The organism is Microbacterium sp. NRRL B-14842 (assembly GCF_050470785.1).
Genome location: NZ_JBFLUM010000001.1, coordinates 1,136,889 through 1,150,524, shown reverse-complemented (window position 1 = coordinate 1,150,524; position 13,636 = coordinate 1,136,889). Strand labels below are relative to the sequence as shown.

The window sequence follows — 13,636 nt, the reverse complement described above, 5'->3', positions numbered from 1 at the left end:
GTGGTCCATCCACCGGCCCCGCTTCCTTATGCTGAAGGCGTGACCGTCCAGACCGTCCTCGTGCACGGCATCCGCACGTCCGCCACGATGTGGCGGTCGCAGGTCGAGTACCTGGAGGCGCACGGGCTCCCCGTCACCGCCGTCGACCTCCCCGGCCACGGCAGCCGGATGGACGAGGACTTCACCCTTCACGAGGCGCTGCACACGATCGACGCGGCCGTCCGCGCCGCCGCGGAGAAGGGCCCCGTCCTGCTGGTCGGCCACTCGATGGGCGGGCTGCTCTCCCTCGCGTACACGGGCGGGGCCGAGCCTCCCCCTGTCGACGGACTCGTCGCCGCCGCGTGCACGTCGCTCCCCCGCGGCCCCGGGCTGCGTGCCTATCGGCTGTTCGCCCGGGCCGTCGACTCCCTGCCGGACCGCGGCATGTGGCTGACGCAGCGGATGCTCGCCGCGACGATCCCCGAGGACAACCGCGGCGACTTCTCCGCCGGAGGATATGCGCTGGACATCCAGGACCAGACGCTCCGCAGCCTCGCCGCCCTGGACGTCGCCGCCGCGGTCCCCCGGATCCGGGTACCCCTGTGGTTCGTGAACGGCCAGTACGATCAGCTCCGGCTGAACGAGCCCCTGTTCCGGCGCCTGGCCCCGCAGGCGGAGCTCATCGTCGTGCCGCGGACCACGCACCTGCTCACCGCCATGCGTCCGCGGGTGTTCAACGCCGTCCTCGCCCTCGCGATCGCGACGATCGAGGAGCGCGCGGCGTCACGCTGAGGACACCCGCGGCCGCGCGGCAGCGGTGAGCGCTCCCCCGACGAGCGACAGGATGGCCGCCGCCAGGAAGACGAGCCAGAACCCGCCGGCCAGGGCGACGAGTCCTGCGCCGAGCACGGGCCCGATGAGCTGTCCGAGGGCGGCGGTCACGTTCACGATTCCGAGATCGCGCGCGTGATCCTGCTCATCCGGGAGCAGATCGGCGGCGAACGCGAGGCCCACCGTCGAGAAGGCGCCGTAGCCGACGCCCATGAACGCGGCGGCCACCATCGTCATCTCGAAGGTCGGTGCGGCCACGATCACCACACCCGACGCCGCCTGCACGACCGTGGCCCCCACGGCGAGCCGGCGCCGCTCCCCGGTGCGGTCGGAGACGATTCCGGTGATCACGGAGGCGAGCACCACGAAGACCGTGTATACGACGATCAGCAGGAGGAGGTTGTCCTGTGCGGTCGTGCTCTCCTGTCCGAGGCCGTGGAGGAGGAAGAAGAGGAACAGCGCCGTGCCGAGGGCGTTGCCGATGTTGGTGACGAGTCGTCCGGAGAGCATCCAGGCGAAGTCGCGGTCGCGGAGCGACGCCAGGCGGGGCCGCCCGATGCGCTGAGGACGCAGCGCCTCCGTGCTCGGCGGGTCCGGCAGCAGCAGCGCCGCCGCGACCCCGACCACCGCGATGATGCCGGCGAGGAGCAGATACCCGGCGACGATGTCGAGGCCCAGCAGCACGACGAGCCCTACCCCCAGCACGATCCCGACCGCCTGGCTCGACCCGACCGCGGCGGACGCGGCACCGCGCTGCGTCGTCGGGAGCTGGTCGGCGATGAGCGCGGTGAACGCGGCGGAGGAGACGGCGACGCCGATCGAGACGCCGACCCAGCCGGCGCCGACTGCCCATGGGCCCTCGGCGAACCCGGTGAGGACGAGACAGACGGCCGTGAGCGCGACCCCTCCCAGAGCCCATGGCCGCCGCCGGTGCGCGCCGGCGCGGGCTCGATCCGAGAGCGCCCCGGCGAGCGGCCCGGCGACGACGCCGGCGAGACCACCCACTCCGAGCACGATCCCGGAGGAGACGACGCCGCGGATCCAGTCGTCCTCCGGAGTGTCGAGCTGCAGCGGGAGAAGGAGCTGGACCGGGGTGAGCTGGACGGTCCAGATGGCGAGCCAGGCGAGCGTGAACAGCGACATCCAGCGAAGACCGGCGCGGCGGGCGACGAGGCCTGGGGTACCGGTCATGCCCGTGCCGCCGCGGCGTCCCTGGCCTCACGAGCGCCGGCGACGAGGTCGCGGTACCACCCGTAGGAAGCCTTCGGAGTGCGCTCCCCCGACGAGAAGTCCACGTGCACGAGACCGAACCGCTGAGTGTAGCCGTCCGTCCATTCCCAGTTGTCGAGCAGGGACCAGACCGTGTACTCCTCGACCGGGACGCCGGCATCGAGGGCCTCGCCCACCGCGTCGATGTGCGTGGAGAGGTAGGCGATCCGGTCGGCATCCTCGACGGCACCGGCGACGTCGGGTTCGGGGAAGGACGCTCCGTTCTCCCCGATGATGATCGGTGGCATGTCCGGGTGTCGTCGGTGCAGATCGATGAGGAGGTCGCGCAGGGCGGACGGCATGATCGGCCACTCCGGTCCGAACCCGGTGACGGGGACTCCGGGCGTGGGCACGATCTCGAACGGGATGTCGGCATCCGGAGCACCGGCGGTGACGGTCGTCGGGTTGTAGAAGTTCACCCCGTAGAAGTCGATCGATCCCGCGATGCGGGCGAGGTCGTCGCCGAGGATGGGCAGCGGCGGGAGTCCGAGTGCCTCCAGGTGCGGTGACGTCCCGGACAGCAGAGGCTCGCTGAACAACCGGTTGTGCAGGAGGTCGTACACCGCGGCAGCGGTGCGATCCTCCTCGGTGTCCCGCAGCGGCAGGACCCAGGTGTGGTTGTTGACGAGACCGACGCTCGCCGCACCTCGGGCATGCAGCGCCTCTGCGGCTCGGGAATGGGCGAGCAGCTGGTGGTGCACGGTCGGAAGCGCACCGAAGAGGAGCTGTCTCCCCGGCGCGAGTGCCCCGACCGCGTAGCCCTGCAGTGTCGTCATGGCGGGCTCGTTCAGCGTGTACCAGGAGGACACCCGGTCACCGAGACGGGCGGCGACGAGGGCGGCGTACTCGCCAAAGCGCTCGGCGGTGTCGCGGGCGAGCCAGCCACCGTCGGCCTCGACCGCGCTCGGCAGCTCCCAGTGATAGAGGGTCGGGAACGGGGTGACACCGGCCGCGAGCAGACCATCGACGACGCGGGCGTAGTGGTCCAGCGCTGCGATGTTCCCGGGTCCGTGACCGTCCGGCTGCACGCGCGCCCACGGGATCGAGAACCGGTAGCGATCGAGCCCGAGTCCGGCTGCCAGGGCGACGTCATCCTCCACACGGCGATAGCTGTCGCACGCTGGTTCCGCGGTCGAGCCGTCCCGGATTCGTCCCGGCTTCGCGATCTCGTCGTCCCAGATCGACCGTCCCGCACCGTCAGCACGACGGGAACCCTCGATCTGGACGGATGAGGTGGCGGCGGACCAGCGTAGCCGCGCACGCGCGGTCGGGTCGGTGCTGAGGGGGGTCATCGGGCTCCTGACGTCGTCGTCGTTGTGGATGATTCTGCACCCGGTCCCGCCTTCCGCGCGACGGCGTCTCGCCTGGGCGATGTCGTTTCGCACGATCCCACCCGGTACTGGTAGACTCGACTCTTGGCTTGCGTGTGGGTTCTTCCCTCACGACCGCCGTGCAGCAGCCCTCTTCTGCTGCCGGCACTCCGAATAACTCCTGTACAGAAAGCGTCCACACGTGGCAAACATCAAGTCGCAGATCAAGCGCAACAAGACCAACGAGAAGGCTCACGAGCGCAACAAGGCCGTGAAGAGCGAGCTGAAGACTCTCGTCCGCCAGACCCGCGCGGCCGTCGCCGCCGGCGACAAGGCCGCCGCCGAGAAGAACCTGAAGAAGGCCTCGGTCAAGCTCGACAAGGCCGTCAGCAAGGGTGTCCTGCACAAGAACCAGGCGTCGAACCGCAAGTCGGCGATCGCCAAGCAGGTCTCCGCTCTCTGAGCTTCTGACTTCCGGAAAGCCCGTCTCCTCGTGAGGCGGGCTTTCTGCTTTCGCGCAGGGGCTTATCCCCCGAACGGCTCACGGGTGGCGATGACCGTCACCATCCGCTCGAGCGCGAAGATGGGGTCACGCGCCGCACCCTTGACCTCGGCGTCGGCGCGCGCGGTGGCCTGGATCGCCATTCCGAGGGAGCGCTCGTTCCAGCCCGCCAGGTCGCGACGCGCGCGGTCGACCTGCCAGTCCTTCATCCCGAGGCGCTGGGCGAGCTGCCTGCTGGGTTCACGATTGCCGGCGACGCGCGCCATCGTGCGCAGCTTCATCGCGAACGCGGCGACCATCGGCACCGGGTCCGCACCGGAGGACAGGGCATGCCGAAGCGCCACGAGAGCCTCACCGTATCGGCCGGCGATGGCCGTGTCGGCGACGACGAACGCCGACACCTCGACCCGCCCGCCGTAGTACTTGGTGACGACCTCTTCGGTGATGTCACCGTCAACATCGCCGATGAGCTGCTGACATGCAGCGGCGAGCTCGGTGAGGTCGTCGGCGAATGCCGAGACGAGCGCGCGGAGTGCCGGCGGAGCGATGCGCTTCTTGGCCGCCTTGAACTCCCCCGCCGCGAAGTCGACCCGGTCGCCGTCGCGCTTGATGGCGGGGCAGGCGATCTCGATCCCACCGCCGGTCCCCGCGCGGAGGGCGTCGAGGAGCTTCTTCCCGCGGACACTGGCGCCCGTGTGCCGGAGCACGACGGTCGCGCCCTCCTGCGGGTTCTCCAAATACCCGATGGCCTCATGGAGGAACGCGTCGGAGCACTTCTCCACGCCGGACACGCGGACCAGTCGCGGCTCACCGAACAGGGACGGTGAGGTGAGGGAGAGCAGTGTGCCGGGAGCATAGTCGTCGGCACGGACGTCGCTGACCTCGAGTGCCGGGTCCTCGGCACGGAGGTAGTCGCGCACCCCGGCGATCGCGCGCTCGGCGCAGACCTCCTCCGGGCCCGAGACGAGCACCAGCGGCGCGGGATGCGGCTCCCGCCAGGACACCTGCGGGATCTTCGTGGCCTTCGCGCCGCCACGGGAGGGAGGACGGGAGGCTGCCATGGGACCAGCCTACCGGCGGTGTCGGACACCCGACTCAGGGCGGCGCGACGTCGGTCCAGACGCGGAGGGCGTCGTCCTCGATGCCGAGCAGGGTGCGGCCGTCGCGATCGGTGCGGTAGACCTGCGTCCCGAGAGCCGACAGGAGATCCAGGGTCTCCCGACGCGGGTGCCCGTAGTCATTGTCGGCGCCGACCGTGATGAGCGCCACCCTCGGCTGCACAGCGTCATAGAGGGCGGGTTCCTGGTCGGCGCTGCCGTGGTGGGCGACCTTCACCACGTCGTATCCCGTCAGCGGCGTGCTCCGGAGCAGCGCGCGCTGCGGGGCAGCGGAGAGGTCACCCAGGAAGAGCGCTCGGGGCACTCCTCCCCCGACGAATTCGGTGACGACGCTCGCGTCGTTCCCTGGCGGGAAGGCGGCACTGTGCGGCAACGGCCAGAGCACCCGCCATGCCGCTCCGCCCAGCGCGCCCCGGTCCCCGGCGTCGACCGGCCGGAGGGCTCCGCCCGCTCGGGCCAGGCCGTCGAGCGCACGCGCATCGGCGGCATCGGCAGGTGGTCCATGCAGCACCGTGCCCACTTTGCCTTCGAGTGCCGTCGCGCCTCCGATATGGTCCGCGTCGAAATGTGTGAGCACGAGGAGGTCGATGTGGTTGATGCTCAGCGAGCGCAGACAGGCGTCGAGCGCCGTCGGGTCCGGTCCCGTGTCGATGAGGGCCACGGCGTCCTGCGAACGCACCAGGACCGCATCGCCCTGGCCCACGTCGCACGCAGCGATCGCCCACCCGTGGGGCGTCACGAGCGAGGCGAGCGGACCGTCGATCAACGCACGGGAGGCGCCGACGGACGCGACGACGATGAGAACGCCGGCCGCCACGCGTCGAGCGGCGGGGAGCACAGCGCCGGGCGTCCAGGCCCGTCCCGCGCGAACCGACGCCGTCACGACGTCGGTTCGCGCGACTCCCCGGACGCGCGGCCCTCCGCGGCAGCACACGACGGCGATCGCGACGCTCACCAGCGTGACCACCGCAGCGCTGCCGAGGCCGGCAGGGAGGAGCACCTGAGCACCCGGGAGCCCGGCGGTGACCCGCGCGACCGTCGCGATCCACGCCGATGGCAACCAGGCGGACGCGGCGAGCAGATCCGCGACGACGGGGACAGGGGCAGCGAGACAGGCGAGGAGCCCGATCACCGTCGCGAGCGGCGCGGCCGGCTCGGCGAGGAGGTTCGCGACGACCGAGACGAGCGACTGCTGCTCCGCGAACAGCGCGATCACGGGCGCGCACGCGAGCTGCGCCGCCAGAGGCACCGCGATCGCGAGGGCGAGCGGACGGGGCAGCCAGCGCGCGATCCCGTCCGCCAGCGCCGGGGCGAGGAGGATGAGTGCCCCGGAGGCCACGGCGGACAGCGCGAATCCCGGCGTCGATGCGAGCCAGGGGTCGGCCACGAGGAGAGCGGCCACGCACAGGGCCAGGATGCCGGCCCCAGCGCTCGGACGCCCGACGAGGATCGACAGCATGCCCGCCGCGGCCATCGTGGCGGCCCGGATGACGCTCGGCTCCGGCGTCACGAGCACCACGAAGGCGGCCAGCGCCACGACGGCGAGAACGACCCGCAACGCCCGCGCCCCTCCGCACAACGCGACGATCCCGAAGACCGCAGCGACGACGATCGCGCAGTTCGCCCCGGATACAGCGGTGAGGTGGCTGAGGCCGCTCGTGCGCATGTCGGCGTCGACCCCGTCGGGCACCGCGGTGGTGTCGCCCACGGCCAGCCCGGGAAGGAGCCCCGCACCGGGTTCCGGGAGTCGGGTGGCGCGCTCGACGAACGACCGTCGCAGGTCGGCAGCGATTCCGAAGACACCCGGCGCCGCCCGCTCCATGGTTCCCACGGTGACGAAGACGACGAGCCCCGCCCGCTCCCCCGGATCCGTTCCCATACTCTCGCCGGTCACCCGCACGACCGCACCGAGGACGAACCCCTCAGCCTCCGCGATCCCGATACGCACCGGTCCGCCCGCCAGCCCCGCGGCACCCGGCGCACCGATGCCGCTCAGCTGCACGTCCATCCACAGGCGCCCGTCCCGCCCCACGGACGCCGATGACGACACCTGCCCCACCGCTTCGACGACCCTGCCGTCCCACTCCCGCACGGCGTCACGGTCCGCAGACTGTACGAGCACGGTGAATGCCACGGCGGCCCCGGCCGCGAGAACCACGATCATCAGGCCGCTCCACGTCGCGGCTGCCGAACGCCGGAGCGCGAGCACGGCGCCGATGATCACCGCGGATGCCAGGCATCCACCCGCAAGCCACCCCGCCGTTCCCGGCACGAAAACGCAGACCAGGGCCATACCCCACGCACCGACCGCTACCGGCAGCAGGCGCAGATCACGGGTCACCCGGTTCCCCACTCGGGCCCCGGGGACGAACGCTGCGACTCATGCATCCGATCACCCTAGAGTCGCGCCGGTGCCCACTCCCCCCACCGCGACCGCCGCTGCACGAGCGGAGGACAACACCTCTCGAGGTCAGGACGTGGAGGAGCACTCTCCGAGGGCGGAGAGACAGTCGGCGTCGGGCGCGACCGTTCCATCAGCCTGACTGCGGCAGACAGGCGTAGCGTGGGGTTCACGACGACACCGCTATGCTTCGCGCATGACTGAATCTCTGGGGGATTCTCCGGACGAACTCCCTGTGGCCGAGCGCAAGCTCAGCCGTCGGGGATGGCTGATCACGCTCCTCGCAGTGGGGTGGCTCGCAATGACAATCGGCGCAGCATTTCTTGTCGCCGACCTCACCGGACGATGGATCCCTACCGTCTTCCTCGGACTCACGTTCGGCCTCGGTGTGTTCATCCCCGTGATTCGAGATCAAAAGCGGCGGAGACGGGAACTCTCCGATGCGGGCAGCGGTCCGGGGAAATAGATGGCTGCGCCTGACCCCGCACCGTCCCTGATCCAGCAGCGCCTCGCTCTCGGACGCTTGCGTCTGACCGCTCTCTTCATGATGATCGGCTGGGGCGCAGTCGCGGCACTCCGGGGCGTAGGCATCCATGACGTCGCCGACGTTGTCAACTGGATCGCCTTCCTCCTACCGTTGGCACTGGCGTCGTACGGAGTGAAGCTCTGGTTCGACTACCGCCGCAAGGTGCGTGCCTTCGAGGCTGCGCACGGACCGGACGCTGGCAAGCAGGCGTAGCACGACGCTCCTCTCTCGCCCCTGCGCACTCCGGGACCGTGGCAGCGGCGCCCGAGGCGTGACGCTCGTCACACGCGTACCCCGTCGCGCAGCCCCTCCAAGACCTTCTCGCCGATCCCCGGTACCGCCAGGAGGTCGTCCACCGTGCGGAACCGACCATTCTCCTCGCGCCACGCGACGATGCGCTCGGCAAGCGCCGGCCCGATTCCCGGAAGCTCTTCCAGAGCTGCCTCATCCGCGGTGTTCAGGTCGACGGCGCCATCACCCGGAGCCCCGGCCGAGGCGTCGGCGACGGCACCCACGACCGGCACGAGGATCTGCTCCCCGTCCTCGACCCGTCGGGCGAGGTTGACCCCCGCGAGGTCGGCGGCATCCGTCGACCCGCCGGCGGCCGCGAGAGCATCGACGACCCGGGAGTCGGTTCGCAACACGTACAGACCCGGGCGCTCGACCGCCCCGAGCACATGCACGTAGATCTCCGCGGGCGCGGACTCGACCGACGCCGAGCTCTCCGCGAGCGGAACGGCCTCGACGGACGACGGTCGGCCCTGCAACAGCCCGAGGCCGACGGCCGTGGAAAGCGCGATGATCGCCAGCACGACCGCCGCGCCGAGCCCGAGGCGGAGCCTCCGACGGGGCGGAGGAGGTGGAGGCGGCGACGAGGTCATCCAGTCACCCTATGCGTCGCGTCCATCGCCTCCCGGCTCCGGACACAGCGACCGTGGAGAGACGCTCAGATGGGACTCGTCGTGGAGGACGGCCGTTCCCGGTCGCGACGTGATCCGGGAATCATCCCTTCGCGCCGGGGTAGGCGGAACCGCGGAGCACGCCGAGGACTCAGCCCTTGACGACGATGCTGACGATCTTCGGGGCCCGCACAACGACCTTGACGATCTCGCGATCACCGATCGACCGGATGACGCGCTCATCGGCTCGTGCCAGCGCCTCGAGCTCGGCCTCGCCGATGCGTGCCGGCACCTCGAGCTGCGCGCGCACCTTGCCGCCGATCTGCACGACCGCGGTGACGGTGTCCTCGACGAGGAGCGCCGGATCGGCGGAGCGCCACGACACGAGTCCGACGGACGGCTCGTGCCCGAGGATCTCCCACATCTCCTCCGCGGTGTGCGGGGCGATGAGGTCGAGCATGACGGCGATGGTCTCCGCCGCCTCACGGACGGCGGGGTCGGCAGCACCGGCAGCGCCGTCGATCGTCTTCCGGGTCACGTTGACCAGCTCCATCAGACGGGCGACGAGCACGTTGAACTTCGTCTGCTCGACCAGCGCGGGCGCTTCGGCGAGCAGCTTGTGCGTCGCGCGGCGCAGCGCCGCGTCGCCCCCGTCGAAGACGACGTCGACCGGGCTGGCGACCTCGTGGGCGACACGCAGGGCGCGCGACAGGAACTTCTGCGCACCGGTCATCGAGACGTCGGCCCAGTCCTTGTCGTCCTCCACCGGACCGGCGAAGGCCAGCCCGACGCGCAGGGCGTCGGCGCCGTGGGCGTCGAGCTCCTCCTGGAACAGCACCAGGTTGCCCTTGCTCTTCGACATCTTCTGCCCGTCGAGCAGGACCATGCCCTGGTTGATCAGGTTGGAGAAGGGCTCCGTGAAGTCGATCAGCCCCATGTCGAAGAGGACCTTCGTGATGAAGCGGGCGTAGAGCAGATGCAGGATCGCGTGCTCGACGCCGCCGATGTACGAGTCCACCGGTGCCCAACGTGCCGCCTGGGCCGGGTCGAACGCCTGCGTGTCGCTGTTCGGGGACAGGAACCGCAGGAAGTACCAGGAGCTGTCGACGAAGGTGTCCATCGTGTCGGGGTCGCGCAGCACCGGGTCACCGGTCTCGGGATCGGTCGTGCGCACCCAGCTCTCCGCGCCGCCCAGCGGCGAGGTGCCCTTCGGCTTGAGGTCCAGGCCCTCCACGCTCGGCAGCTTCACGGGCAGCCGGTCCTCCGGCACGGGGATGATCCGGCCGTCCTCGGCGTGCAGCATGGGGATCGGGGTTCCCCAGAAACGCTGACGCGAGATCAGCCAGTCGCGCAGGCGGTAGTTCTTCGCCGCGCGACCGGTGCCGGATGCCTCCAGCTGCTCGATGGCGCGGGCGATCGCGTTGCGCTTGGACAGTCCGTTCAGCGGACCGGAGTTGATCATGCGCCCCTCGCCGGTGAGCGCGACACCGGTCTTCGCCGGGTTCTGCTCGTCGAGCGCGGCATCCGCATCGATCGGGACGCCGTCCTCGTCCACCTCGATGACCGGCATGGCACCGGTCACCGGAGCGGTGGTGTCGACGACGACCTTCACCGGCAGGTCGAACGCGCGTGCGAAGTCGAGGTCACGCTGGTCGTGCGCCGGGACCGCCATGACGGCGCCGTGCCCGTAGTCGGCCAGCACGTAGTCGGCGGCCCAGATCGGGAGCTTCTCGCCGTTGACCGGGTTGATGGCGTAGCGGCCCAGGAACACGCCCGTCTTGGGGCGGTCGGTGGACTGACGGTCGATGTCGGTGGTCTTCTGCACCTCGGCCAGGTACGCCTGGAAGCGCTCGCGCACCTCCGGCTCGGCGTCGGCGGCGAGCTCCGCGGCCAGGTCGCCATCCGGGGCCACGACGAAGAACGTCGCACCGTGCAAGGTGTCGGGGCGCGTCGAGAACACCGTCACCGGCTCCTCGCGCCCCTCGATGCGGAAGTCGACGTCGGCGCCGACCGAGCGGCCGATCCAGTTGCGCTGCATCTGCAGCACCTTGTGCGGCCAGAATCCCTCGAGCTGGTTCAGGTCGTCCAGCAGACGGTCCGCGTAGTCGGTGATGCGGAAGTACCACTGCGTGAGCTTCTTCTTGACGACCTCGTAGCCGCAGCGCTCGCAGCGCCCATCGACGACCTGCTCGTTCGCCAGCACGGTCTGGTCGTTGGGGCACCAGTTCACCGGGCTCTTCTTGCGGTAGGCCAGGCCGCGCTCATACATCTTCAGGAACAGCCACTGGTTCCAGCGGTAGTACTCCGGGTCGGAGGTGTGCAGCACCCGGCTCCAGTCGAACGAGACACCGTACTGCTGGAAGCCGACCTTCTGCTGCGCGATGTTCTGGTACGTCCATTCGCGCGGATCGGCACCCTGACGGATCGCGGCGTTCTCCGCCGGCAGACCGAAGGAGTCCCATCCGATCGGGTTCAGGACGTTGTGACCGCGGTGACGCCAGAAGCGGGCGACGATGTCGGAGTAGAGGTAGTTCTCCGCGTGCCCCATGTGCAGGTCACCGGAGGGGTACGGGAACATGGCCAGCACGTAGCGCCGCGGCCGGGTGTCCTCGTCGCCGCCCGTGAGGAACGTCTCGTGCTCCGCCCAGTACTTCTGCCACTTGGCCTGGATGGCGTGCGGCGAGGAGAACTCCTCGTCGACGGGAGCGGTGGACATGTTCTCGGACAACGAACGCACGACCAATCTGAAGGAAAAAACGGGATCAGTTCAGGATATCGGAACGCCAGGTCGCGGGCATTTCCGCGCCCAGCGCCGCGAGGGGGGCCCTGGCCTTGGTGGCGACCTCACGCACCTCGGCCGCCGGCACCGAACCCCAGGTGATCCCCCCGCCCGCGCCGACGAACGCCGCATCCGCGTCAACCACGATGCTGCGGATGACCATCGCGAGATCGAGAGCCCCGTCCACGCCGATGTAGCCGAAGCAGCCGGCGTAGATGTCGCGAGGAGCGCCCTCGAGATCGTGCAGCTGCGTCATGGCCGACAGCTTCGGGGCCCCGGTCATGCTCCCGGCGGGGAACGCCGCCTCCAGCAGCACTCCGACGGTGATCCCCTCCGCGGCCGTGCCGCTGACCGTGCTCACGAGTTGATGCACGGCCGGATAGCTCTCGACTTCCCAGAGGCCTTCGACGCGGATCGACCCCGGAACGCAGACCCGGGAGAGGTCGTTGCGCATGAGATCGACGATCATGACGTTCTCGGCCCGCTCCTTCGGGTCCGCGGCGAGCTCTGCGGCGAGCGCGGCATCGGTCACGGCGTCGGTGCCCCGAGGACGAGTCCCCTTGATGGGACGGGTGCGGATGACCCCACCGCTGGCGTGAAGGAACTGTTCGGGGCTGGCGCTCAGGAGCGCACGTCCTCCGATGCGCAGGAAACCGCCATGGTGCGCCGGTGTGGCGGCCCGGAGCTGCTCGTACACGGCGACGGGGTCGTGGGTGCCTGGCACGGTGAACCGCGTCGTGAGGCAGAGCTGGTAGGCGATGCCCGCATGGATGAGGTCACGGCAGCGGCCGATGAGCTTCTCGTACGCGTCGGGGGTGTGTCGGGCCTCCGCGACCGGACGGGCCTCCGCCGCACGGACGCGACTCTCCGCACGGGGCGCGGTCAGAAGGGACTGCAGCCAGCGCTCCCCCTCGTCGTCGGTCTCGCCCTCGGGGGACAGCAGCCACAGTCGGCGCGCGCCGTGATCGAACGCGAGAGCCCTGGTCACGCGCAGCCAGGTCCGAGCGTCCGGTTCCATCTCCCCGGCGACCGGCGCCCCCGCGAGAGCCGCACCGCTCTCGTAGTCGCGCCAGCCCACCCATCCCCCGCGTAACGGCGGCATCCCCGCTTCCACGGGATCGGTGTCGAGACGTACGTCCCCGGGCAGCGGTTCCGCGACGCCAGTGCCGAGGAAGCTCCATCCCTCGACGGCGTCAGCGCCCGCATCGAGCCAGAACACGTCCGCCTCCCGCTGCGCGAGCGCCGGGAACAGACGCTCCGACGCCACCCAGGACGGCAGCGGTCGGGGGCTCAGGCGGTCGGGCACCTTTCCAGCCTAGGACCGGGCCGCTCCCGTATCCTCATGGGGTGGACGACCTCCTGCTCTGGCTCCTCGACACCGTGCAGTCGATCGATCCGGTCACGCGCACACTGGTCGCCGGTCTCGCCGTCATGCTGGAGACGAGCATCCTCATCGGCCTCATCGTCCCGGGCGACACCATCGTCATCATCGCCTCGATGGGCGTCGCCACTCCCCTGGAGGGCATCGCGATGGGGGTGGCCGTCGTCGTCGGCGCCCTGATCGGGGAGAGCATCGGGTTCTGGCTCGGCCGCTGGCTGGGCCCCTACATCCGCGCCTCCTGGCTGGGTCGACGGATCGGCGAGCACAACTGGGTCCGCGCGGAGAACTACCTCGCCCGGCGCGGCGGCATCGCCATCTTCCTCTCCCGCTTCCTCCCGGTCCTGCACTCCCTCGTCCCTCTCACGGTGGGGATGAGCGAGTACCCCTACCGGCGCTTCCTGGCCTGGACGACCCCGGCCTGCATCATCTGGGCCTCGGCGTACGTGAGCGTCACCTCCCTGGCGGCCGGGAGCTTCCGCGAGCTCGTCGACCGCGTGCACTTCGCGGGGTACCTGTTCGTCGGAGTCATCGCCCTGTTCCTCGTCCTCGCCTATCTGGGCAAGAGGCTGCTGCACCGTCTCGAAGCCCGTCATCTGGAGGCCCCGGCGACGGAGTCCGACGCCGACGTGAAAGACTGAGGC

General features: G+C 70.3%; 12 protein-coding genes. 5 read left to right on the top strand and 7 right to left on the bottom strand.

Translation table 11 applies throughout. The features are described 5' to 3' along the window. Positions 1-39: 39 nt before the first annotated feature. Positions 40-771, top strand: coding sequence for an alpha/beta fold hydrolase (locus AB1285_RS05780; RefSeq protein ID WP_259952206.1), 732 nt, complete (start codon positions 40-42; stop codon positions 769-771). Here the strand turns inward: AB1285_RS05780 and AB1285_RS05775 are convergent. Then, positions 763-2,001, bottom strand: coding sequence for an MFS transporter (locus AB1285_RS05775; protein ID WP_370428786.1), 1,239 nt, complete (start codon positions 1,999-2,001; stop codon positions 763-765). The two genes, AB1285_RS05780 and AB1285_RS05775, sit on opposite strands and share 9 nt — an antisense overlap. Further along, a complete protein-coding gene (locus AB1285_RS05770; RefSeq protein WP_259952201.1) occupies positions 1,998-3,371 on the bottom strand; it encodes a glycoside hydrolase family 1 protein in 1,374 nt (457 codons plus the stop codon). The genes AB1285_RS05775 and AB1285_RS05770 overlap by 4 nt, the downstream gene beginning before the upstream one ends. Before the next feature lie 220 nt (positions 3,372-3,591). Between AB1285_RS05770 and rpsT the strand changes: the two genes are divergently transcribed. Further along, a complete protein-coding gene (rpsT, locus tag AB1285_RS05765) occupies positions 3,592-3,852 on the top strand; it encodes a 30S ribosomal protein S20 (protein WP_187661676.1) in 261 nt (86 codons plus the stop codon). Positions 3,853-3,914: 62 nt separating this feature from the next. Here the strand turns inward: rpsT and holA are convergent, their stop codons facing one another. Both holA and AB1285_RS05755 read right to left on the bottom strand, forming a co-directional pair. Then, a complete protein-coding gene (gene holA, locus AB1285_RS05760) occupies positions 3,915-4,952 on the bottom strand; it encodes a DNA polymerase III subunit delta (RefSeq protein ID WP_370428787.1) in 1,038 nt (345 codons plus the stop codon). Positions 4,953-4,986: 34 nt separating this feature from the next. Beyond that, positions 4,987-7,350 (bottom strand): ComEC/Rec2 family competence protein, encoded by a 2,364-nt coding sequence (locus AB1285_RS05755; RefSeq protein ID WP_370428788.1) that lies wholly within the window; start codon positions 7,348-7,350, stop codon positions 4,987-4,989. A gap of 256 nt (positions 7,351-7,606) precedes the next feature. Here AB1285_RS05755 and AB1285_RS05750 point away from each other — a divergent pair, with 256 nt between their 5' ends. Beyond that, positions 7,607-7,876, top strand: coding sequence for a hypothetical protein (locus AB1285_RS05750; protein ID WP_370428789.1), 270 nt, complete (start codon positions 7,607-7,609; stop codon positions 7,874-7,876). After that, positions 7,877-8,149, top strand: coding sequence for a hypothetical protein (locus AB1285_RS05745; RefSeq protein WP_370428790.1), 273 nt, complete (start codon positions 7,877-7,879; stop codon positions 8,147-8,149). 68 nt (positions 8,150-8,217) lie between these two features. Here the strand turns inward: AB1285_RS05745 and AB1285_RS05740 are convergent, their stop codons facing one another. The 3 genes from AB1285_RS05740 to AB1285_RS05730 all read right to left on the bottom strand — a co-directional run bounded on the left by AB1285_RS05740 (position 8,218) and on the right by AB1285_RS05730 (position 12,920). After that, positions 8,218-8,817 carry a helix-hairpin-helix domain-containing protein gene (locus tag AB1285_RS05740; RefSeq protein ID WP_370428791.1) on the bottom strand — a complete coding sequence of 200 codons (600 nt, stop codon included), beginning with the start codon at positions 8,815-8,817 and terminating at the stop codon, positions 8,218-8,220. Positions 8,818-8,986: 169 nt separating this feature from the next. Continuing rightward, positions 8,987-11,551: a leucine--tRNA ligase gene (leuS, locus tag AB1285_RS05735; protein WP_259955053.1), complete on the bottom strand. Its 2,565-nt coding sequence runs from the start codon at positions 11,549-11,551 to the stop codon at positions 8,987-8,989. 46 nt (positions 11,552-11,597) lie between these two features. Next, positions 11,598-12,920, bottom strand: a complete 1,323-nt coding sequence (locus tag AB1285_RS05730) for an anthranilate synthase component I family protein (RefSeq protein ID WP_259955054.1) — start codon at positions 12,918-12,920, stop codon at positions 11,598-11,600. A 41-nt stretch (positions 12,921-12,961) separates the two neighbouring features. Here AB1285_RS05730 and AB1285_RS05725 point away from each other — a divergent pair, with 41 nt between their 5' ends. After that, positions 12,962-13,633, top strand: coding sequence for a DedA family protein (locus AB1285_RS05725; protein WP_259955055.1), 672 nt, complete (start codon positions 12,962-12,964; stop codon positions 13,631-13,633). Positions 13,634-13,636 lie beyond the last annotated feature (3 nt).